The organism is Acidobacteriota bacterium, assembly GCA_033549365.1.
GTDB lineage: Bacteria > Acidobacteriota > Aminicenantia > Aminicenantales > Saccharicenantaceae > JAWSUF01.
Genome location: JAWSUF010000003.1, coordinates 450,504 through 473,934 on the forward strand (window position 1 = coordinate 450,504; position 23,431 = coordinate 473,934).

At 56.4% G+C, this 23,431-nt stretch carries 12 protein-coding genes; 9 read left to right on the forward strand and 3 right to left on the reverse strand.

Annotation, left to right across the window (positions count from 1 at the left end; all coding sequences use genetic code 11):
• Positions 1–10: 10 nt before the first annotated feature.
• Positions 11–814 carry a polyphosphate kinase 2 family protein gene (locus SCM96_07155; GenBank protein ID MDW7760398.1) on the reverse strand — a complete coding sequence of 268 codons (804 nt, stop codon included), beginning with the start codon at positions 812–814 and terminating at the stop codon, positions 11–13.
• A 182-nt stretch (positions 815–996) separates the two neighbouring features.
• Here SCM96_07155 and SCM96_07160 point away from each other — a divergent pair, with 182 nt between their 5' ends.
• Positions 997–1,833 carry a hypothetical protein gene (locus SCM96_07160; GenBank protein ID MDW7760399.1) on the forward strand — a complete coding sequence of 279 codons (837 nt, stop codon included), beginning with the start codon at positions 997–999 and terminating at the stop codon, positions 1,831–1,833.
• A gap of 3 nt (positions 1,834–1,836) precedes the next feature.
• Here SCM96_07160 and SCM96_07165 read toward each other — a convergent pair whose 3' ends face one another.
• On the reverse strand, positions 1,837–2,703 hold the full coding sequence (locus SCM96_07165) for a nucleotidyl transferase AbiEii/AbiGii toxin family protein (GenBank protein MDW7760400.1): 867 nt from the start codon (positions 2,701–2,703) through the stop codon (positions 1,837–1,839).
• Entirely contained in the window at positions 2,696–3,361 is a 666-nt protein-coding gene (locus SCM96_07170) for a hypothetical protein (protein MDW7760401.1), read from the reverse strand. The genes SCM96_07165 and SCM96_07170 overlap by 8 nt, the downstream gene beginning before the upstream one ends.
• Positions 3,362–3,573: 212 nt before the next feature.
• Between SCM96_07170 and SCM96_07175 the strand changes: the two genes are divergently transcribed.
• The 8 genes from SCM96_07175 (at position 3,574) to SCM96_07210 (ending at position 23,431) form a co-directional block, all read left to right on the forward strand.
• Positions 3,574–4,710, forward strand: a complete 1,137-nt coding sequence (locus SCM96_07175; GenBank protein MDW7760402.1) for an ATP-binding protein — start codon at positions 3,574–3,576, stop codon at positions 4,708–4,710.
• A gap of 131 nt (positions 4,711–4,841) precedes the next feature.
• Positions 4,842–8,177, forward strand: a complete 3,336-nt coding sequence (locus SCM96_07180) for a UvrD-helicase domain-containing protein (protein ID MDW7760403.1) — start codon at positions 4,842–4,844, stop codon at positions 8,175–8,177.
• Positions 8,174–11,086 (forward strand): PD-(D/E)XK nuclease family protein, encoded by a 2,913-nt coding sequence (locus tag SCM96_07185; protein MDW7760404.1) that lies wholly within the window; start codon positions 8,174–8,176, stop codon positions 11,084–11,086. The genes SCM96_07180 and SCM96_07185 overlap by 4 nt, the downstream gene beginning before the upstream one ends.
• Before the next feature lie 327 nt (positions 11,087–11,413).
• Positions 11,414–13,681 carry a P-loop NTPase fold protein gene (locus tag SCM96_07190; protein MDW7760405.1) on the forward strand — a complete coding sequence of 756 codons (2,268 nt, stop codon included), beginning with the start codon at positions 11,414–11,416 and terminating at the stop codon, positions 13,679–13,681.
• A gap of 77 nt (positions 13,682–13,758) precedes the next feature.
• Complete coding sequence (locus SCM96_07195; GenBank protein ID MDW7760406.1) at positions 13,759–14,781, forward strand: HNH endonuclease; 1,023 nt, start codon at positions 13,759–13,761, stop codon at positions 14,779–14,781.
• A gap of 361 nt (positions 14,782–15,142) precedes the next feature.
• A complete protein-coding gene (locus SCM96_07200; protein MDW7760407.1) occupies positions 15,143–16,246 on the forward strand; it encodes a hypothetical protein in 1,104 nt (367 codons plus the stop codon).
• A gap of 221 nt (positions 16,247–16,467) precedes the next feature.
• Positions 16,468–20,073: a DNA methyltransferase gene (locus tag SCM96_07205; GenBank protein MDW7760408.1), complete on the forward strand. Its 3,606-nt coding sequence runs from the start codon at positions 16,468–16,470 to the stop codon at positions 20,071–20,073.
• Between the two features lie 25 nt (positions 20,074–20,098).
• Entirely contained in the window at positions 20,099–23,431 is a 3,333-nt protein-coding gene (locus tag SCM96_07210) for a phospholipase D-like domain-containing protein (protein MDW7760409.1), read from the forward strand.

Genomic DNA, 23,431 nt, shown 5'->3' on the forward strand with positions numbered 1-23,431 from the left:
GGAATCCTGATCACTCGATCACAACGCCGTCCAGGTCCTCTCCCGATTTCGGATATTCCATGTTCAATCCCTCGAGAGTCCCGGCCAGGATGCGCGCCACGGCCAGGTCCCGGTACCATTTCCGGTTGGCCGGGATGACGTACCACGGCGCGTATTCCGTGCTCGTTTTTTCCAGGACATCCTCGTAGGCCCGCATATACTCGGGCCAGAATTTGCGGTCGTCGAGATCGCCCAGCCGGAATTTCCAGTGCTTGGCGGGATTGTCGAGCCGGGCCTGGAGGCGTTTTTTCTGCTCGTCGAGGTCGATGTGCAGAAAAAATTTAAGGATGGTCGTTCCCGATTCCGCAAGCAGCCGCTCGAAATCGTTGATCTGATCGTAGCGTTTGGACCAGACCTCGGGAGGCGCCAGGTTGCGCACCTGCACGACCAGGACATCCTCGTAATGGCTGCGGTTGAAAACGGCGATTTCGCCGTTTCCCGGCGCGACCTTGTGAACGCGCCACAGGAAATCGCGGGACAGCTCCGCGGCGGTCGGAACCTTGAAACTCGTAACGCGGACCCCCTGGGGATTCAGGGGTGAGAAAACCCGGCGGATCACGCCGTCCTTTCCTCCGGTATCCATGGCCTGCAGGACGACCAGGATGCGGTGCCGGGACTGCGCGTAGAGCAGCTCCTGAAGGCTGACGAGACGTTCGGTCAGGGCGGCCGTTTCGGGCAAAGCGGCTTTTTTACCGCCCTTGAAGCGTCCGGTGCCGCCCGCATCCAGGCGGGAGAGATCGACTTTCCGGCCCGGCTTGTGAAGGTGGCTTTTCATATCATTGTCTCCTGCGCTCAAGGTTGCCTCTCGATTATAATCGCGGACCGCGTGATTGGAAAGACCTTCCGGTTCACTACGTGCGGCATGGCTGAAACAGATCGTCAGGGCGCTTGACTTTGCCCTATGCCTATCTTACGCTGATTTATATGAATGCTGATTCGAGATGTTGGAGGAATAGAATGAAGCGACTGATCAAGAAGACGGCGCGAAACGGTTTTTCCCTTCCGGTGGCGGCCGCGTTGCTTGCCGCCGTTCTGATTGCGGGACAGGCCGCGTCCGAGGTCCTGGCCAAGCTTGAGGCGACCCCCGATGAGGCCGGGCAATGCGTTCTTGAGGCGCTGGCCTACGGCAGCACCTATCATGACGGGGCCATAAAGGCTTTCAAGGCCCTTCCGGCCTCGGCCCGGGCTTCCATCGTCAAGGCCGGGCTGTCCTGGGCCAAGGCCCACACGGAAACCGCGAAATTCAAGGCGGCCTACCTCGAGAGACGGGAAAGCGAAAAGCCCGAAACTTATTCCGAAGGTCTTTCGGCCGATGAGGAAATCAAAACGCAAAAGGCCGAGTTCGAAAAACAGGTCGCCGAGATGCGGAAAGCCCTGCCCGGCATGGATCCCGAAACGCGGAAGGCCATGGAGGAAGCCATCAAGGAGATGGAAGCCCAGATGGCCGAGATGGGGAAAGATCCGGAACAGATGGCCATGATGCGCGAGATGATGGAGATGCAGAACGCTGAAGACCGTGAGCGCCATGAAGAACAGGTGCGGGAATGGGAAGAGAACTTCCCCGCCGATCCCCGGATTCTGATCCGGAACCGCATCCGCGAGTTCCTGGAGACGAGCGCCGACGTCGACTTCTCCGCCAAGCTGGTGCGGAGCGGATCCGTGATGCGTTTTGCGGACTCGGAATATGAGGAGAAGTCCCCGGATTGGAAACTCTGTTTCCGGGCCGGCAAGGAAGCGACGGAGGCGGCCCGGGAATTCGCCAAAAGCTGGCTCGCGGAACTGGAAAAACTGTAGCCGCTAGGAGGCCGTGATCCGGAGGGCGACGTCCCTGAAGAATTCCTTCGACCAGATGGAGAGGGATTCCGGGTCTTTCACGAAGGGCTCGACTTCCCTCCGGATCTGATCGATGTCGACGCGATCGATCCTCTGTGCCAGCAACTCCCGCAAGTCCGCTTCGGACAAGGATGCCGGCCTGGCCCAATGCCCCGTCTGACGCATCCTCTGCTCGAGGTGCCGGAGGTGAAGCTCCGGATGACGGGCCGCGAACCAGACGAGATCATACCAGTCCCGGCCCTTGACCCGGCTCTTCCATCCCCGGCAGAGGACGGCGTGCATCTTCCCGGCGAAGAGATCGGGCAGGCCGAACGTTCTGACCGCGAACGGGATCGGCCGGAGGAGATAACGGGACTCCGTTGAAAAGCCGGGCGGCGGGTCGGTGTCGACCTCCAGTTTGATCTTGATCACCTGGTTGCGGGGAATCCGCCGGACGAGCTCCGGCTCGAACTCGACGGCGATCATTTGGGTTCGCGTATCGGCTTTGAGAAACGCGGACCGGATGGCCGTCCGGGCCGTCCTCACCCCGGCCGTGATATCGACCGAAAATCCGAAGGAAGCGAGTTCCCTTTTGAGGAAATCGCCGTATTCGGACGGTTCGAAGCCCTCGCTCTTCTCCAGAAGCGAGAAATCCAGGTCCTCGGAAAATCTGTCGAGGCCGTGAAGAATCCTCAGCGCGGTGCCGCCGTAAAACGCCGCTTTCTCGAAGAACTTGCCCCTCCAGAGACCAAGAAGCGCGATTTCCTGCATGATTTCCCTGAGAGCCCGAAGCGATTCTTCCACGGAGCGGATCTCGTAAGCGGCCAGGATTTGACGAACGGCTTCATTCATGGGAGCGGGCCTCCTTGGACCCTCGGAGCCGTCGCAGAAGCCCTCCCAGTTTCCTCAGCTTCAGCGAGCGGTAGCGCCCGGCGAACTCGTCGATCGATTCGGCGGACAGGGACCGGAGCGAGCCGGGGTCGATCCTCAAGTCCTCCTCGAGGAATCGACTCATGTCCACGACGGAGGAGATGCGGGCGCCGCGGACCGAGACGATCTTGTCGGCCAGGGCTTTTTCCGGCGAGGCGATCAGATACGCCTGCCCGTGACTCCCCTCCGCCCGGACGGCGCCGGCCTCGTAAGCGCGGGCCGGGATCCGCCTGTAGATGAAGAGTCCGACCGGCGTGCCGAACCTGCGCGAACGGCTGAATGTGACCGATGTCAGAGCCTCGACGCGCTCGGGAATGATCCCGTAATAACCGAGCGCATAATCGAGAGAGACATAGGAGGGCCCGTAGACGAGATTGGCGAGAAGCTCCTTTGAATACGGATGCTTTCGATATTTGTCGCTGAAAACATAGAGGCCTTTCTTGATCCTGACGATGATCCCCTGCCGGAGCATGTCCGTGATCTTGTCTCTTGGGGATAGCAGACCCTTCAGGGCCTCGGTCAGGGTTTGATAATCGAAAATTTCCGCCCGGATGCGATCCCTGACATCAAAAATCTTCATGATATGTACCAGTATGTCGACATATTGTCGACATAGTATGCCAAAATAACAATATTGTCAAGCTACATATCGCTTGCTTTGGCTGCTGGAAGTAATTTCCAGCAACCAAAGCAGGATGAGAAACAGGATAGAAAATACTAATAATATAATGATTATTAGGAATATTTATCCTCATTATTGACATAATAGTCGAACTGTGCTATCTTTCAGTCATGAGATTACCCAGGTTTTATTCGGATCTGGATCCTTTTCTGAAACCCAATAAGGTTCTTGTGATTTACGGACCCCGGCAGGTGGGCAAGACCACCCTCCTCGAGGACTTTCTCGCGAAGTCTCCGATGAAGCATCGCCTCGACTCCGGCGAAGACGTGCGCATCCAGGAGGTCCTCGAATCCCGGGACTTCCGTGCCGTCAGGGAATATGCGGCGGGCTATGAGCTCCTTGCGATCGACGAGGCCCAGAAAGTCCGGGGGATCGGCGAAGCCCTGAAGATCCTGGTCGACCAAGTCCCGGGAATCCGGGTCATTGCCACGGGCTCCTCCTCGTTCGACCTCGCCGGTCAGGTCGGCGAGCCGTTGACGGGAAGAAAGATCACCCTGACCCTGTACCCCGTCGCCCAAATGGAGCTCGCCGGGCTCTTCACCCCTTTCGAGCTCCGCGAACGGATCGAGGACTTTCTCATCTTCGGCGGATATCCGGAGGTCGTGGCGACTCCCGAAAAAAAAGAAAAGACAAGGCTGCTCACGGAAATCTCCTCCTCCTATCTTCTGAAGGACATCCTGGCCTTCGACCGGGTCAAGAGCTCCAAGGTTCTGCTCGACCTCCTGCGGCTCCTGGCGTTCCAGATCGGCTCCGAAGTCTCGCTCAGCGAGCTGGGCGGGAAGCTCGGGCTGGACTATAAAACCGTGGGCCGCTATCTTGACCTTCTCGAAAAGAGCTTCGTGATCTTCACCCTCCGCGGCTTCAGCCGGAACCTGCGCAACGAGATGACCAAGAAGGCGAAATACTACTTCTTCGACACCGGAATCCGGAACGCCCTGATCGCGAACTTCAATCCCCCGGCCTTGCGAAACGACATCGGGCAGCTTTGGGAGAACTTCCTGGTCATGGAAAGGCTGAAGAGCCAGGCTTACCGGGCCGTGCCGGTCAATCATTACTTCTGGCGGACCTGGCAGGCACAGGAGATCGATCTCATCGAGGAGCGCGAGGGCCGGCTTTTCGCCTACGAATTCAAGTGGACGGGGCGGGGCCGGGCGCCCGGGAAATTCCGGGAGGCCTATCCCGAAGCGGCCTTCGAATCGATCAGCCGAGACAACTATCAGCCGTTTGTGGGCGCATCAAGACCGTAATGCGCCGCCTCTGCTTTGGCTGCTGGAAGTTATTTCCAGCAGCCAGAGCAGGATGAAACGGGCGGGTAGGTTGACTTCGACCTGTCTGCGGTTTATGATCGCCTTCCCGAAGGAACGGGGGACCACCCGAAATGACCCGAGCGCCGAAGACCGCAGCAAAACGCATCCTTGACCGCGACCGGGACATCCGCTTTCCGGAGTTCCTGCTTCTCAAGGCCTCGGCCGGCTCCGGCAAAACCCACGCCCTGTCGCTGCGCTTCGTCCAGTTCCTGCTGAGCCCGGCGATTGCGGCGAAAAGCCCCGCCGACCTCCGCAACATCCTGGCCGTGACCTTCACCCGGAACGCGGCCCGGGAGATGAAGGCCCGCATCCTGTCCTGGCTCAAGCTCTGCCGCTTCGGCGACGCCGAGAGAAGCCGCCAGATTCTGGACGTCGTCTCTCTCGACGCCGCCGATCTCGCCCGCCGCGCCGAGGAGGTCCTCGAGGGCATCCTGTCCCGCTACACCGACTTCCAGGTGGAGACGATCGACGGCTTCATGGCCTCGGTCTTCCGGACATCGGCCCTTGACCTGGGCTTCCCGCCGCACTTCGAAATCGTCCTCGACAACACCGAGGCCGTCTCTTACGCCTTCTCCCGCTATATGAGGCGCGTCATCCCCGGGACGCCGGACGGCAAGGTCTTCGAGCAGATCGCCGACCTCTCCTCTTCTCTCCGGAAGGGCGAGACCGCCTTTCCCTGGGATCCGACCGCTCTCATCCTGGAGAGCCTCCGCAGCCTCTACAGAGGGCTGGCCGCCCGGGACCTAGAACCCGCCGACGAAGATCTGGACGCCTCCATGAGGGAGGCGGAAAAGGCGATCTCCCGCAGGGCCGCCGCGCTTCGGCGTCTCATCGAACAAAGCGGGCTCGAACGGAGCGCCCGGGAGTCGTTTCACTCGAAAATCGAGCCCGCCGTCCGCGAACGGCGCTTCATCGATCTCATCGGGGCGAGCTTCAAAACCGTCCCCGTCCGAAAGCCGCGCCCCTCCGATCCGGGGAGCGCCGCCGCCTCCTACGATCGGATCGTCCGCGCCTGGGAAAGCCTGGAATCCGCCGTCGCCGCCTTTAAGTCCCTTTATGCCCGGCACCACTTCCGTCCCGTCGTCCTGGCCTACAGGGCCTTCGCCGAAACCCTCGAAACCTTCAAGCGGAGCCGCGAGACCGTGTTCATCGAGGATATCCACAGGCGCCTGGCCGGATGCATCGAGGCGGGCGCCGTCCCCGACATCTACTTCCGCCTCGGCGACCGGATCTTCCACTACCTCATCGACGAGTTCCAGGACACGTCGCCCATCCAGTGGACGAACCTGCTGCCGCTTATCGAAAACTCCCTCTCGCTCGGCGGAAGCCTCTTCGCCGTCGGCGACACCAAGCAGGCGATCTACGGTTTCCGGAACGCCGACTACCGGATCATGAAAGACCTCGAGGCCGACCCCGCGGCGGCCTTTCCCTCCGTCCCGCCGGAAAACGCCGCCGTCCGCGAGCTCGAGACGAACTACCGGAGCCGCGGCATCGTCCAGGACTATGTCCGGCGCCTCTTCCTGGAGCGCCTGCCGGCCTCGGAGGATCTCGGCCCGGCCGGGGCGCTGAGCGGACTTACGGACTTCAGCCAGGAGGCCGAGGCGCGGAACCGCGGCCGCGGCTATGTCGAGGCCGTCGTCCTCGAAAAAAACGAGGACGATCCCCCGGAAAAGGCGGCCGTCCAGGACCGCGTCCGCGATCTCCGGGCGCGCGGCTTCGCCTGGTCCGATATCGCCGTCCTCACCTACCGGAACGACTCCGTCGCCGCCGCCGCATCCTGGCTCAACGAGATCGAGGTTCCCTTCATCCCCTACAGCAACCTCGACATCCGGACGCGCAAGGTCGCCTCCGAGATCCTGGCCCTCCTCCGGTTTCTGGACTCGCCGCCCGACGACCTGGCCTTTTCCGCGTTTCTTCTCGGGGACGTCTTCGCTGCAGCGCTCCGCCGGGACGGCTTCGGTGGGGACGCGGCCTCCGTCCGGGACTTTCTCTTCGAACATCGAGCCGCCGATTCCCGCCCGCTCTACACGGCCTTCCGGCGCCTGCGGCCCGAACTCTGGGAGCGCTATTTCGAGCGGCTGTTCCGTTCGGTCGGCTATTATCCCCTTTACGACCTCGTCGCCCTGGCCTACCGCGTCTTGGGCGTCTTCGATCTCTTCCCCGGCGAAGAGGCGGCGCTCGTCAAGCTCCTGGAGTCCGCCAAGACCTTCGAAAGCCCGGGCGCGGCCGATATCCGCGAGTTCCTGTCCGCGGCCTCCGACCCGGAAAAGCCCGACCCGGCCTGGACGATCGACGTCCCCCGGACGATCGACGCCGTCCGGGTGATGAGCGTCCACAAGGCCAAGGGCCTGGGGTTTCCGGCCGTGATCCTCCTTCAGTACGCCGAGCCGTTCATCCCGCCGGAGTTCGTCCTGGCTCCCGGCGACGATGCCGTGCGCGTCCTCAAGCTGACGAAGGACCTGGCCGCATCCGACCCCGAACTCGCCGCTCTCTACGAGGACCACCGGATGCGGGACACCGTGGACCGCCTGAATGCCCTGTATGTGGCAATGACCCGGGCCGAGGAGGAGCTCCACGTCATCGGTGTCAAGGGATCGCGGGGCGGATTTCCCTTCGAGCTTCTCGACGGCGACGCCCTCGGCGTCTTCGGCGAGAAAACCCGGCGCGAGCGCCCGGCGGAAGAGCGCCCGGAGGACAAGGCCGGAACGCACAGGCTTGCCGAGCCCTTCGACCTGCCGCCCAACACGCGCCCGGTCCGGAATTTCGCCGGCGTGCGGCGGGGGAACCTCATCCATGATGTCCTGTCGCGGACCGTGTATATAGAGGAAGGATGGCGCGCGCGGATCGAGGCGGCGCTCCGGGAGGGCGGCGAGGGTGCAGGAGAGGCGGCGGAGACTGCGGCCGCGAAGACGGCGGCTGCGCTCGAAAGGCTTTTCTCTGTGCCGCCGCTTTCCGGGCTTTTCTCGCGGGCGGAGGGGAGGCGCATCCTCAACGAGTTTACAGTTTGCGACGCCGCCGGCCGGGCGCTTCGCATGGACCGCGTCGTCCTCGATCCCGGCGCCGCGACCGTCATCGATTATAAGACGGGAGGGTCGCCTAGCGGAGAATCGTCGGGAAGCGAACGGCCCGACGGCGAATCTTCGGAAGCGAAATCGCCTGGGGAAGAATCGGTGGTCGGGGATAGATCAGGCGGAAAATCGTCCGGCGCGCCGACCGTCATCGACTATAAGACGGGCGGGTCGCGCAGTGGGGAATTGCTGGAAAGTGAACTGCCCGGCGAGGACAGGATCGCGGCTGCGCATCAAGTGCGCGAGTATATGAGGATTCTGCACGAACTTTACCCGGGACATACCGTCCGGGGCCTTGTCGTCTGGGTCGACCGGGGGGAGGCGGAGGAGATCGCGTGAGAATCGAACTTGTCTCTCCTCGGTCCGGCCTCGTCTCCGCCGTCGCTGCGCGGCTCCGGCCCGAGGGACGCGATTATTCACGGACCTGGATCGTCTTCCCCGAAAAGCGTCCGGCCTTCTACCTGCGGAGAACGTTGGCCGAACGCGAAGGCGCGCCTTTCGTCCCGCCCCGCACGGACTCCCTGGACGGCTTCGTCGACAGCCTGTTCAAGGATATTCTCGGGCGTCCCGAGAGGCCGATCGACCCGCTTGACGCCGTCGCCCTCCTTCTCGAGATCCACCGGGAGTCGCCGGTCGACGGGGGCGGCGGGGGCTTCCTCTCGCCCGACGCCTTTTTCCCGCTGGGCGCGAAGATCTACGCCGACCTCGAGGAGCTGACGCTGGCCCTGGCCGATCCCGGGACAATCGCCGGAATCCAGCCCCTTCTCCACGAGACCGTGCCGGCCGAAAGCCTGGCCCGGCTGCAGTCGCTTTCCCGCTTCCACGAGCGGTTTTATGCGCGGCTGGCCGAACTCAACCTGTCTTCGCCCGCCTCGCGTTTCCGGGCCGTCCTCGATGCGCTCCGTCCGGAGCTTTTCTCCGGTTTCGACGAGATCGTCTTCGCCGGGTTCTTCCCGTCCGCGCGGGCCGAGCGGCGGCTTCTCCAAACCATGCTCGGTTGGGAGATGTGCGCGCTCGTCGCCGAGAGGGGAAGGGGCCTTTCCGCGGCGCTCGAAGCCCTCGGCGTCCCGCCCGCCGAGATCCCTGCCTCACCCGACGACGGCGGCCCGGATCCGGAGATCGAGCTCATCCGCGCTCCCGACACCCACGGGCAGATCTTTGCACTCAACGCCTGTCTCGCCTCGCGCCTCGACGATCCGGCCGGGTTCGACGAGAGGCAGGCCGTCGTGCTTCCGGCGGCGGAGAGCCTGTTTCCGCTCTTCATCCAGACCCTGGCCGGGCGTCCCGAGGAGGCCTTCAACATCTCTCTCGGCTATCCGCTCGCCCGGACTCCGGTCTACGCCTTTTTCGACCGGCTGATCGAGGCCCTCCAGTCCCGCGACGCCGAGGGGCGCTTCTATGCCCCCCACTACCTGAGGTTCCTTCTCCATCCCTACACGAAGAATATCTATATGCCGGGGCCGGGACGACGCTCCGACCTCACCCGCATCCTCGTCCACGCCGTCGAGGATGCGCTCACGGGGCGCAGAATGAAGGCCTTCTGGTCGCTCACCGAGATCGAGACCGACCCCGGCATCCTGGAGGCCGCCGGCGAAAAGACGCGGCGCGTCGAAGGCGCCCCCGATCCGGCCGCCCTCATCGAACACCTCCGGTCGATCCACGCCCGGACGCTGGGGCTTTTCGACGCCGTCGCAAACGCCGGCGACTTCGCCGGGCGGCTTGCCGCGGCGCTCGAATGGATCGCCTCCGAAAGCACGGCCCGCCTCCATCCCTTTTTCCATCCCTACGCCGAGGCCTTCCTGGAGCGGCTCGAGGCGCTTCGCGGATCGCGGCTTGCGCCCGCGGTCTTCCGCGACGCGGCGGGCTATGCCGGGCTTTTCCGCAAGATCGTCCGGGCGGGGACGGTGCCGTTCCAGGGGACGCCGCTTCACGGCCTCCAGGTCCTGGGATTCTGGGAGGCGCGCGGCCTGCCGCTCGACGAGGTCTTCCTCCTCGACGCCAACGAGGGCGTGCTGCCGTCCTTCGCCAGGGGGGACACGCTCCTGCCCCACGCCGCCCGCCGGGCCCTGGGCCTGCCGGTTATCGAGGACCTGGAGCGGCGCATGGCCTATTACCTGGACACGCTCCTCAAGGGGGCGCGGACGGCGCGCCTGTTCTTCGTCGAAAGCGCCGATAGCGAGCGCAGCCGCTTCGTCGAGAGGATCGTCTGGGAGAGGCAGAAGCGCGACGGCGAGCCGCGGGCCGAGTCCTGCGTGCGGACGGTGGACTACCGCGTCGCCCTCCGGTCGGAGGGGCCGGGGCCGGTCGAAAAGACGCCCGGGATCGCGGACTTTCTGTCGACGTTCCGCTTCTCGGCGACGGCGCTGAACACCTACCTCAATTGCCCCCTCGGCTTCTATTACGCCTATGTCCTGAAGCTGGCCGAGAGGGAAGACGTCTCCGAGGTCATGGACCGGCGGGACATCGGCTCTTTCGTCCACGCCGTCCTCGAAGACCTTTTCCGGCCCCACGTCGGACGCCCCCTGAAGGCCGCATCGCTCACGGCGCGGGCTCTCGACCGGGCCGTCGAGGCCCGCTTCCGGGAGTTCTACGGCGGCGACCGGACGGGAAGCGCCTGGCTCCTGGAGCTCCAGGTCCGACGCCACCTCCGGGATTACCTGACGCGCGTCCAGACGCCGCTCATCAAGGCGTTGGAGAAGGAGGGCCGCGCCCTCGTCGTCGAGGGTCTCGAAAAGCGGGTGGACGTCGAGATGGCCGCTGACGGGCGGACCTTTCCGGTGACGGCCCGCTTCGACCGCGTGGAAAGGCGGGGAGGGGAGCTTTACGTCCTGGACTACAAGACGGGCGCCCATGAGAAGAGAGTGGGCATTGCGTTCTGGGACCCCGAAGGCGATGAAAAAAAGAACAAGAACAAGCTGAATCCCGATGATCGGCAGACTTGGAGCAAGGCGATCGGAAGCCTCCAGGGCCCCCTTTACGTCCTCGCCGCCGCCCGCGCCTACGGCCTCGAGCCCGAGAAGGTCCGCTGCCGCTTTCTCATGCTGGGGAAAAACGTCCTCGGCCCGTCGATCGAGTTTTCGCCCTTCGACGAGTCCGATCCCGAGGTGCTTTCCGAACAGATCCGCACCATGGAACACGTGATCGGCGCCATTGCCGCCGAGATCCTCGATCCCGCCCTGCCCTTCGAGCCCGGGGGCGACGGCGGCCGCGACTGCCGCCTGTGCCCGTATCAGGGTTTGTGCCGGTAGCGCCGCGTTTTTGCTTGACATCTATCTGAAAAGAAAATAGATTTACCTTATCTCCTCTTTGCTTTGGACGGTTTATTGTGGGTGATCGCTGGTGTCTTCAAGAGAAACCATGTGCCCCTCTGCGAAGTTTTTATGTGGATTTTTGTGCTCAAGTTTTATATTGCGATTTTGTAGCCTAAAGGTATTATTAATAAACAATATGTTTATTGTTTGGAGGACGCGAGCCGTACAGGTATCTAATGGAGAATGAATCTGTAAGTACTGTAACTGCCAAGCTGTCATTCCACCCGATCCGGACCTCCATATTTCAGGACCGGTGATGATTCCGTGAGCGCGAACGAGCCACTCGAATTCTCGAATGATCGGCCTCTCACTGACAAGCAGCACGACCGTCTGAACCGCAGTGCTTTCGTCAACCGAATTGCGGGAGTGCTGCGCGGACTCCCGAACGGCTCAAGCCTGGTTGTTGGCATCTACGGCCCCTGGGGCGAAGGCAAGACGACGGTCCTCAATCTGCTTCGCTCCGAACTTTCCAGCAGTGATGCAATCGTGGTTCGTGACTTCAACCCGTGGCGGCACACGGACGATGATGCGATGCTTCGCGGGTTCTTCACGGTGCTCGCAGAGGCGATCGGTGCGTCTCTGTCCACCAGATTCGAGCGTGCGAAGACGGGAGCAGGCAAGTGGACCAACCGTTTTAGGTGGTTCACTAAGCCCGCTGGGTGGCTATCAAAGTCCGCCGAGACACTGGACGACCTACTTGCGAGGTTCGGTGAGGTCGCTGCAACCGGCGATTCCGTTGGGCTTGAGGAACTACGTGGCCGAATCATCACCCGCCTCGAACAATCTGCGATGCGCGTGGTGGTTCTGATAGACGATCTCGACCGCTTGGACAAGCACGAGTCGCACATCCTGTTCCGGCTCATCAAGGCATGCGCCGACTTTCCCAACGTTTGCTATGTCCTCGCGTTTGACGATACGGTAGTCGCCAAGGCACTCGGCGAGCGGTACGGCGGGGGCGATGAGCCCTCGGGCCGTGCCTTTCTTGAGAAGATCATCCAAATACCGCTCAAGCTGCCGGCGGCGGCCAAGGAAGACCTTCGCGGGATGTGCTTCGAGCAGGTAGACCGGGCTCTCACAGCGACCGGGATTGAGCTCACCAAAGACCAGATTGGCGAGTTTATCGCCGGCTTTGACCGTGGCGTTTCGGTTCGGCTGACAACGCCCCGCGGCGCGAAGCGATTTGGGAATGGGCTGATGTTCGCCTTGCCCATGCTCGTAGGCGAAGCTAATCCGGTAGACCTCCTCCTGGTTGAGGCGCTTCGAGCATTCTTCCCAGAGGTGTACGATATTGTGCGGGACAACCACTCCGAATTCTCTGGTGTTGAGAAAGACCAGCATGGGGGCGGAGATGGCGGTCCTCGTTCGGCAGAACTGCTACAACCGAAGTTGGCGGCAATGCCGAAGGAGCATGCCTTGGCGGCGCAGGCACTTCTTGTCGATCTCTTCCCGCGAATGAGCGGCGTTTTCGGGCACAGCAACTACGGAAGCGATTGGCTTTCGCGCTGGTCGCGCGAGCGGCGCATCAGTGCGCCGGAGTACTGCGCACGGTATTTTACTTACACAATACCGCGCAACGATGTGCCTGATGCCGCGGTTGCTGCGATGCTTGATGCAGCGAGTCAGGGCAACGCCGCAGCGGTCGAAACCTACCTCACTACCTACCTTACCGGTTCGACGGCCCGGCGCGTTATCGAGAAGTTGCGTGCTTTCGAAGCGACGGTCGATCCCATATCGGCGGAGACGCTCGCAATAGTAATGGCAAAGCTAGGCAAGAACATTCCGAACCCACCCGCTTTGTTTAGCTTTGCGGAACCTCCGTCACAAGCCGCGATATTGATCTCGCATCTGCTTCGGCGGATTCCTAACCGCGCCGCCAGGATCTCTGCTGCAAAGCGTGTTGTGGAGATCGCCGAGCCCCTGTGGTTTGGTGTCGAGTGTGTCCGCTGGCTCTACGTCAGCGATAAACCAGAGAAACAAGACAGCAACACGCTCACCAAGCAGGAGACGGCGGATATGCGCCAGGTGCTTGTGGAACGCATTAAATCCCACGCCGCAGCGGGTGCGCTACTCTTCGATCCCGAACTGCCACAGGAGGCCTCACTGCTCTTTGAGTGGTGGCGCGCTGAAGGCCGCGATCCGGTCCAAGCGCACCTCATCGCCGTGTTCACGAAAGACCCGAAGCAGGTCGCAAGGTTCCTGCAGTCCCAAGCACCACTTGCCTGGAGCGAAGGCGATGTTATGCCGCACATCAGTGAGCTTGACGCGAACCAGCTCAAGAACATGAGGCTCATCATTGACCTCGACACTATGGCGGATTGGATCAGAGAGCACTGCCCTGGCGACTTCGATAATCCCGAGTGGTTTCCCGATAAAGATAATCCTCTAGAGCAGAGGCTGGCCGAGCAATTTATGTTCGTCTACAACAAGTGGAAGAAAGACGGCGAACCAGAGGGTGTCGGCGGCATGAATAAAATCGAACCGGATGAAGAGAAAGGCCTCGGCGAAGCTGCTGATGAGGATAGGAACGATTAAGCTGCAGAACAAGCCGATGTAGCGGGCCTGCTTTCGGCCGGTCGCTGATCGGCAAGGTTAGGCTTAGGAGAGAATAGATGAAACGCTCCGTTATGGCAGTCAATATTTCTTGGAATCCCTACAACTGGCAAAAACCATATACTGACCCTCGTGCCGGTCACTCATACGCTAGAAAATTCCCAGGACATGAGTCGGTAAACTTTCATTTCAATAAGCCTGGCATTGATACAGAAACAGAAGTATACGGTTATTCCCAGTGGCAGTATTATCCAAAAAACTTCTTAAACGGCGGCTACGTGCTTTTTTTTACCAAGAACCTCGACACTAACCAGCCTCAAATCGTCGGCTTATACGGAGACGTTACGATTCTGAACCCTCAGCAACAATTTCATTACGATAAATTTGAGAACAACAAATTGATGTGCAACATGAAGGCAGCAAAGGCATTGTCTCTTCAGCTACCTTTGCCTCTTGATGCAAATAATTATTCTTCTGGTCGAATGGTTGGGCAAATTGGCTTTACATACTACGATGAGAGTACAGTCCAAAAGGTAGTTTCAGATGAGTATAGCTTGCTCGAACACGCTGGCGGATTTCCAGGCACATCATACGCTGTCTTAAACAGAATCTACGACCGGCTAACCGGAAATCCGCTCTCGAAAAAAAAATATTGTGATACCGAGCAAAGTGATTTCAACGAGCAAAATGAGCTAGAAAAAATAGAATCTCAATACGACATTTTAAAAATTCTCGATGACCTAAGAAATGTCAAAGCAACCGATTCGGAGCAAGTAGAGATTCACGGTAAAGCCTACAAGAGAGACAACAAGACAATCGCTCAACTGAAGATTGTTCGTGGGCATAAGTGCCAAATATGTAGTCATAGCATTAAAAAGAAAGATGGATCTCTCTATGTTGAAGCGGCTCACATCACTCCCAAGAAGAATAAAGGGACGGAGTTACCGAGTAATATTATCATTTTGTGTCCAAATCACCACAAGGAATTTGACCTAGGGAAAATGGAAGTAGAGGAAAGGACTGCTGAAACCTTAGTGGTAATGGTCAATGAAAAAAAGTATTCCATTGATCTGCGTATTTGAAAAGCTGTGCATAATGGAGCTGAATCCGCTTGTAGTTCCTTTCCGCCCACCCCGGATAAGCTCGATTTTTAGACATTTAGGAGCTATTTTAAAATGCCAAACCCATTCATCTGTTATGCTATATGCAATCGTGCCAGACCTAGCCATTGCGAGAAGCGCAACTATGAAGTTCATTAAAACACCGAAACAATATACTGCCTTTCAAGAGCGAATTGCATCAATAGCTGCACAGGCCCAACTACCTCCGATATATTACGATATACTTGCATGGAATATGCGCAGCGATGCGAACAAGCATCCAAAGCGGACCGCAGGACACGCGATCGCTGAGCTGCATGCGAAAAACGAAGGAGACTAGTAAATGGCATACTTCATCGATCTTTTCTCTCCGGAAACATACGCGGCGTTTGCGCGGTCAACACGGGATATCTCTGGGTTCCGTCTGCACCACAAGAGAATGGCCGAGCGGATCAAGCCCGGTGACATCTTTGTGTGTTACCTCACTCGTTTGTCTCGGTGGTTTGGGCTGCTCGAGGTTCTGGACGGTCCGTTTATTGATAACAGGCCGATCTTTGTGCCAGAGGGTGATCCGTTTGTCGTTCGCTTCCGCGTCCGCTCTACGGTCTGGCTGGAAATCAAAAATGCGATTCCGATTCACGATGATAAAATCTGGAGCGGACTCTCGTTTACGCGGAGACTGGAAAAGGGATCGATCGGATGGACCGGAAAGGTCCGAGGGAGTCTCGTACGCCTGGATGACGCGGACGGGAAATTTCTCGCCGAAGAATTGACTGCTCAAGCGACCAAGCCCAGGGAATACCCCCTTGATGAACAGGAACTCAGGAAACTCGCTACGCATACTGTGAATCGCCCCGACAAGGTCGTCACGGTGTCGGTTCCTGAGGATTCTGGGGTAGCGGAGAAAGTATCGCCTGCGAAGGATGCTGAGGCACGGGAGTCCATTCGGATTCAGGCGCAACTCGCCCAGGTCGGCGCCCGAATGGGTATGTCGATCTGGATTCCACGCTCGGACCGAGCAGGAGTGCTCAAGCAGTGGAAGGACGATAACCGGAACCTGCTAGAACGTCTTCCACTCAATTACGATGACACCACACTCCGCACGATTGAGCAGATTGATGTGCTTTGGCTCCGTGGTCGATCAATTGTTCGCGCATTTGAGGTCGAGCATACGACCGCAGTCTACTCAGGTATCTTGCGAATGGCCGATCTGCTTGCGCTTCAGCCCAATATGGACATCAAGCTTCATATCGTCGCCCCCTCGGAAAAGCGCGACAAGGTGTTTCAGGAGATACGACGGCCAGTCTTCTCGCTTCTTGAGAAGGGACCCCTGGCTGAGAGTTGCACGTATCTGTCCTACGAGAGCCTTCGAGAGTTGGCTGTGCAGAAACACCTCGCGCACTTGGCAGACACCGTCATCGACGAATATACTGAGGAGGCGGAGTAAAAAAGAGTGAATCTTTCTTATCCTGCAACATCTTTGGCTTGCCGGGAGCCATCCACACTATCGTCAGTTAGCCGCTTAATCTATTAGCCCATGAATTCTTTTCAAAGATACGTGGACAGAACTGCCCCACCGTTTTTTGGACCAGGAGGATTTATCCCGCATCTTGCGCCTTATCCGACTTTTAAGTAATATTCGGCTAGTCAAATAGGCGCGAGGGTCGCATGTCCATGCAAAGGGCCGATAAAGTCCATTCCATCCTCACCAATCTTAAAAGCCTTGATAAACTCAAGGAGCTTTTCTGGACCGAGCTGAATTACGAACAGGTCAATCAAACCCTTTCACGGAGGAATTGGAATACGACAGCCACAGAAGCCCTCGACGATGATCCTCTTCTTCTTGCCGCGGCCGGAATGGGTAACGGCTTCCACGTGATTTATTGCCGGTTGGCCGACGACCGGCTTCACTACAGCAAGGAGCGTCCGGTAGTCGCCCGGCTTATGAATGATCATCAATATGCCCTCTTCATTTTTTCTGATCGCAACCGGAACAGTTGGCATTTCATCAACACAAAATATGATGACGAACCAAAGCGCCGCCGACTGTTCCGCCGCATAAGCGTCCAGCCGGGAGATCGGCTGCGCACGGCTTCCGAGCGGCTCTCTCTTATAGACATTGAATCCATCGGCAAGAATGTGCTTGATCTTTCGCCTCTTGAGATACAAAAACGCCATGATGAAGCCTTCGACGTCGAATCGGTTACAAAAGAATTCTATAGAGGATACGAGTCGGTTTTCAGGGCTTTAGAAAAAACGCTTCTGGGACAAGACATCGGCCCCGCCCATGCCCATGATTATGCTCTCCAATTTCTCAACCGAACGATGTTTCTCTATTTTATTCAGCGTAAACGCTGGCTGGCCGACGACACGGAATTCTTGGGGACGTTTTGGGAGTCATACAGAACTTCCAGCCAGCCGGCGGATTCATTTGTAGAAAAATGGCTGAATGTCCTGTTCTTTGAGGCCTTCAATCAGAAGTCTCCGGCCTGCCATAGACATTTTCCTCCGAAGATCAACAAAGCTCTCGCGCTTGCTCCTTACCTCAATGGCGGCCTCTATGCCGAAAATAAGCTTGATCAGACCGTCCGCGCCAACATTACCGACTCTTGTTTCGCGCAAATATTCAGCTTTTTTGAAAGATACAATTTTACGATCACCGAAGACAGCCCTCTAGATAAAGAAATTGCCGTCGATCCGGAGATGATCGGAAAAGTCTATGAAAGTCTGGTCAATGTCTCTGCCGAAATCGACGCCCGGGGAGAAGCCGGGATTTTTTATACGCCGCGCACGGAAATTGATCTCATGTGCCGTCTTTCTCTTTCCGATTATCTTTCGAATCATCTCCCGGAAACTTTGAAAGACCTGCTCAACAGCCTCGTTTTTTCCCTTTATCCCGATGATAAAGCTGATGCGGACAAATCAGTCACCAATGCCGGCATTTGGCCGAGAATCAAAGATCTTCTTGGGGAAGTAACGGTCCTTGACCCGGCCTGCGGTTCAGGTTCATTTCTGGTCGGGATGCTTCACATTCTTGATGACCTCATAGAGAGGGCCAATCGTGCGCTCAATATTTCTGATGATCCCTTCACGCGGAAGAAGAAGATTATCGGCGAATCCCTCTACGGCGTCGATGTCATGGAATGGGCCTGCCATGTTGCCGAGCTGCGCCTATGGCTGGCTATGATCGCCGATTATAAAGCGTCGCCGGGCGATCTGCGATTCCGAAATGCCCCACTCCTGCCTCATTTCTCTTTCAAGATCCGTTGTGGAGACAGTCTTGTTCAGGAAGTAGGAGGGATCAACTTCAGCCACAGGAGAAGCCGCGGAATCATTCCGAAATCATTCGAGAATCGAATAGACCTGCTGAAGTCCGAAAAAATCAAGTTCTTCAACAATGTCGAACCCCGAAAACTGCGCTCGCTGGATGATCTCAGAATTGAAGAACGCCGTCTCTTCCTGGAGATCCTGGAGTCGAGAAAGAGCGAAATCCATCGGGATATCGATTCCACCCGACAAGTATCGTTGCGGGTCGAAGAGAATAAGGCCCTGTTTGGAAGTGATGTGGGAGAGCCGGATCCATATCCGGTCTCTGAAGATGAAACGATGACTCATCGCATTGAGGATCTGGAAGCCGAGTATGAAACCGCGAGTCGTGCTTATCATCTTCTTAGGGGCGGAGGTCAGGCGCCTTTCGTCTGGGATATAGCGTTTTGCGAAATCTTCCGGAAAAACAAAAACGGTTTCGATATCGTGATCGGTAACCCACCTTATGTACGGCAGGAGGACATTGCCGCTCCGACTGTTCAAGGACTGAAGGTCACTCCGGTTAAGAAGGAATACAAAGGGAAGATCGCCCAAGCCGTTTATCGGGCTTTTGAAAAGTTCTTCGGGTTCAGGGAAAAAACCCAATCCGTTAAACACAAAATCGACGCGAAAAGCGATCTCTATATCTACTTTTTCTTTATCGGACTATCTCTTCTCAATCCCAAAGGCTCTTTCTGCTTCGTCACGTCGAATTCGTGGCTTGATGTCGGTTATGGAAAGGATCTGCAGGAATTTCTTTTAAAGCATGCCCATGTGAAATTCATCTTGGACAACCAGCTCCGACGGTCCTTTGAAGGCGCCGACATCAATACGATCATTGCGCTGATTTCTTTCGCTGATGACGCGAGAGAATGGGGGTTGGACAAAACGGCCCGCTTCGTGATGTTTCGTGTGCCTTATGAGCTTGTGATTTCGCCCGTGATTATTGATGAACTTGAGGAATCGCACAAGCCACGGACAATTCAGGAATACCGGGTTTTTCCCATTTTGCAATCTCGGTTGCTTGAGGATGGCTCCGCCGTCCCAGGAGAAGATGAGGCCGAGAATCGGAAAGCCGTCGGGCCCCTGATTAAAGTTGCCCGCTATATAGGAAATAAGTGGGGCGGGAAGTATTTGCGGGCACCTGACATCTATTGGACGATAATGGAAAAAGGACGAGACAAGCTTGTGCGTCTGGGCGAAGTCGCGGAAGTGAGATTCGGCATTAAAACTGGCGCAAATGAATTCTTTTATCTGAATGATTCCAGAATTCATGAATTGTGCATCGAGCCGGAATTCCTCAAGCAGGTCATAAAAAGCCCTCGCGAATGCAAGAGGATTCTGATTGATCCGGCGGATCTCAAGTTCAAAATATTCTTTTGCCATAAAAATAAGGAGGAACTCAAAGGAACAGCCGCTCTGGAATATATCAAGTGGGGCGAATCTAAAAAGTTTCACTTGCGCCCCAGCTGCTCGAATCGCGCAAGATGGTGGGATGTTGGTGAAAGAAGATATGCACCAATCATTAGCCCAAGCAGTGTGACTGAGTTGCCAAGAACATTTCTTAATAGCCATCAAGTATTAGCTGACAAGCGACTTTATGAAATCTACCCGAAAATAGACACCGAATCTGTACTATTTGCGACGAATACTATCCTATGTAGCCTGTTTTTAGAGCTAGGATCTAGGACTGGCCTCGGAGAGGGACTTCTTGATCTAACAGTTTATGAGCTTGCAGATTGTCTTATTATTCCTCCCTCAAGTACGCCAAGTATTTTAGAAATCCTTACTGATACAGAAAAACGAGAGATATTGCCACTACGACAAGAAATTGCGAATCATAATCGAAAACAAATAGACGAAATTGTTTTTGACATTCTTCAGCTTACGAAAGATGAAAGATCTGCTGTTTGCGAAGCGGTCATCAACCTTGTTGAATCGAGATTACAAAAAGCTCAGAGTTTATAGATTGGAATAACGAGCAGGAGCGAGAATGCCGACACATGACATCATTGACAATCGACGGGAAATTCTCGTCGATCATATCAATAGAATACTGGATTCAACTGAAATGGCCCGGTTTGCCGTTGGATATTTTTTTCTATCGGGACTGACGGGAATTGCCGCAAAGCTTAAGAATGTCAAAGAGCTTCGTCTTCTCATCGGCAATACAACAAACAGGCAGACACTCGAACAAATGGCCGAGGGGTATAAAAGGCTGGAGTTGATCCAAAAAGCCGCCGAAGCACAAACCTACCCCAAAAAAACTGATGCCAGGCGAATGGCTGAAAAAACGGCCGAAGATATCCGGTCCAACATGGAGACCATGGACCAGACGGACGAAAGCGAAGGCCTTGTCTGTGAGCTGGCCCGATTGATCGAGGACAAGCGATTGCAAGTCCGTGTCTATACAAAAGGAAGGCTTCACGCAAAGGCTTACATCTTCGATTATGGAACCGTTTATGATCGAGGCGGGCTGCCGGTTGAGCGCCATGAGAAAGGCATAGCCATTGTGGGATCGTCCAACTTGACATTGTCCGGCGTGTCCCACAACACGGAGCTTAATGTCATTGTTCAGGGAAACGACAATCATGCCGAACTTGCCCGCTGGTTCGACGAGTTGTGGAATGAGGCCCAGGAATTTGACGAATCCCTATTCCACGAACTCAGACAATCCTGGGCTTTGGCTGTCGTCAGGCCTTATGACATCTACATGAAAACGCTATTCGCCCTCGTCAAAGACCGGCTGGAAGGGGAGGACGACCGAGACTTTCTATTCGAGACGGAGATAAAACGACAGCTCGCAGACTTCCAGAAGACGGCTGTCCGCCAAGCCGTTCAGAACATTCGTGATTACGGCGGGGTATTTATCTCGGATGTCGTGGGATTGGGTAAGTCTTTCATTGGGGCGGCGATCATTAAGCAATTAGAACTAAGCTTTCGAGCTCGACCCCTGATCATATGTCCTGCTCCGCTTGTCGAGATGTGGGAAAGATACAACGAGAGCTATGATCTCAACGCTCAAGTTCTGTCCATGGGATTTCTCCAAGAGAAGGCCGAGGAGCCCGCCGATATCCTGATGAAGGATGTGAAATACCGGGACCGCAATTTCCTTCTGATCGATGAGAGCCACAATTTCCGGTATCCGGACACCCAACGCTATAAAATTGTTCAGCGATTCCTTTCGACCGGGAAAAAATGCTGTTTCTTGACCGCCACGCCCCGCAATAAAAGCGCCTGGGATATCTATCACCAGATGAAGCTTTTTCATCAAGATGACAGAACCGATCTTCCCGTGGATCCCCCCGACCTCAGACAGTATTTCCGTCTAGTAGAAAAAGCAGAACGGAGTCTTCCCGGGCTGTTGTCCAATATCCTGATCAGGCGAACAAGGCGGCATATTCTTCGTTGGTATGGATTCGACGCCCAAACTCATCAGCCTGTGGATCCTGTGGGTTTCGACGCATATGCAAGCGGAGAAAAACGGGCTTATGTTATTGTCGGCGGGCAGCGCCAATTTTTCCCGAAAAGGGAACTCGATACCATTGAATACAGCATCGAGGAGACATACCAGGGGATTTATCAGGAGTTGCGCGGCTATCTGGGGAAATCAAAATGCAGTTATAGAGGCGCCCCGAATCCCGGCGAGCTTTCCTATGCCAGATATGGTCTTTGGCATTTCGTCGCCAAGGAGAAACAGAAGCAGGAACCGTATGCCGGGTTGCATCGGGCTGGAGTCAATTTGCGTGGGCTTATTCGGGTGCTGTTGTTCAAGCGTTTTGAATCGAGTGTGTTTGCTTTTAAAGAGACGATAAGACGCCTTCTCCTCGTTCATGAACGCTTTCTGACTGCTCTCGATTCGGGGGTTGTCCCGGCCGGTGACGATGCCCAGCTTATCCTTTACGAGCCGAACCAAGCCGAAGAGCAGGATCTCATGGACGCGTTGAAGAAAGCATCCGGCCGGTATCAAGCCGCAGACTTCGATATGGATCGATTGCGAAGTCATGTGGAGCATGATATCGGCTTGCTGAAAAAGATCAGCGATCTTGTCTTCCCTATTACGCCGGAACGGGATGCCAAGCTTCAGGAACTTTTAAAGAGAATCAAGGGAAAACCTCTGAGCGAAGGGAAGCTATTGATTTTCACGCAGTATGCGGATACCGCCAAATATGTTTATGAAAATCTGAATCCGGACGAAAAGAGGCCCGATATCGAAGTTATTTTCAGCGGTGATAAAAACAAGACAAAGGTTGTCGGTCGATTTGCGCCGAAAGCCAACCCTGAATACCGTTTCGCCGCAGGCGAGAGCGAAATCACCCGACTCGTTGCCACGGATGTTCTTGCCGAAGGTCTGAATCTTCAGGATTGCGATAAGATCATAAACTATGACCTTCACTGGAATCCCGTTCGTCTTATCCAGCGTTTTGGACGCATCGACCGGATCGGATCCCGTCATGATGTGATTTATGGATTCAATTTTCTGCCGGAAACGGGAATAGAAAAAAATCTTGGCCTCCGCCAAAAACTCAAAAACCGGATCCAGGAAATCCACGACACAATCGGTGAGGATGCGGCTATTCTTGATAAGTCCGAGATGCTGAATGAAGAAGCCATGTACGCCATTTATGAAAAAAAGGGCGGGCAATTGAATTTGTTCGATGATGAAGAAGAGATTCTGGATTTGAACGAAGCCGAAGAAATGCTTCGCCAGCTCAAGCGTGAAAAACCGGAGGAGTATGAACGGATAGCCGGGCTCCGAGACGGAATCCGTGCCGCCAGGCCGTCTGTTCGGAAAGGGCTTTTTGTGTTCTGTCAATATGGCCGTTTCCAGCAGTTGTTTCTTGTGAATGAAAACGGCAATATCGAAACAAGAGATGTCCCGAAAATATTGGGCATTGTTAAATGTGGTCCGAAACTCGAAGGAATGCCGGTGCCCAAAGGCTATAATGAACAGGTGATGCGGATAAAACGGATTTTCGTCGAGGAAGTGAAACACCGGGAGGCTGAGCGCGACTTTGTTCAATCCCTGACTCAAGGCCAAAGGTATGTTCTGAGGGAATTGAGATTGATATTCGGCTCGACGAAAGATATTGACTTGAAATCACAGATCAATACTCTGGAAGCGGCATTTCGGGGATCTTTGACCCGGGCTCTGATTCAGGAGCTGAACCGGATCAGGCGGAATAACCTGGTTGGCGACGTGCTTCTCAAACATCTAACGGAATTGTATTACAAGCATAACATGAGGGAGTCATTGGATCGAAGAGCAATGCAGCCCGAAACCCCGATTGTGCCGGTGGTGGTCTGCAGTGAGTGGTTGGGGTAG

What these genes read in the sequence shown, in the direction of transcription:
- SCM96_07155 (MDW7760398.1), bottom strand. Translation starts at nt 814, where the DNA reads ATGAAAAGCCACCTTCACAAGCCGGGCCGGAAAGTCGATCTCTCCCGC.
- SCM96_07160 (MDW7760399.1), top strand. Translation starts at nt 997, where the DNA reads ATGAAGCGACTGATCAAGAAGACGGCGCGAAACGGTTTTTCCCTTCCG.
- SCM96_07165 (MDW7760400.1), bottom strand. Translation starts at nt 2,703, where the DNA reads ATGAATGAAGCCGTTCGTCAAATCCTGGCCGCTTACGAGATCCGCTCC.
- SCM96_07170 (MDW7760401.1), bottom strand. Translation starts at nt 3,361, where the DNA reads ATGAAGATTTTTGATGTCAGGGATCGCATCCGGGCGGAAATTTTCGAT.
- SCM96_07175 (MDW7760402.1), top strand. Translation starts at nt 3,574, where the DNA reads ATGAGATTACCCAGGTTTTATTCGGATCTGGATCCTTTTCTGAAACCC.
- SCM96_07180 (MDW7760403.1), top strand. Translation starts at nt 4,842, where the DNA reads ATGACCCGAGCGCCGAAGACCGCAGCAAAACGCATCCTTGACCGCGAC.
- SCM96_07195 (MDW7760406.1), top strand. Translation starts at nt 13,759, where the DNA reads ATGAAACGCTCCGTTATGGCAGTCAATATTTCTTGGAATCCCTACAAC.
- SCM96_07200 (MDW7760407.1), top strand. Translation starts at nt 15,143, where the DNA reads ATGGCATACTTCATCGATCTTTTCTCTCCGGAAACATACGCGGCGTTT.
- SCM96_07205 (MDW7760408.1), top strand. Translation starts at nt 16,468, where the DNA reads ATGTCCATGCAAAGGGCCGATAAAGTCCATTCCATCCTCACCAATCTT.
- SCM96_07210 (MDW7760409.1), top strand. Translation starts at nt 20,099, where the DNA reads ATGCCGACACATGACATCATTGACAATCGACGGGAAATTCTCGTCGAT.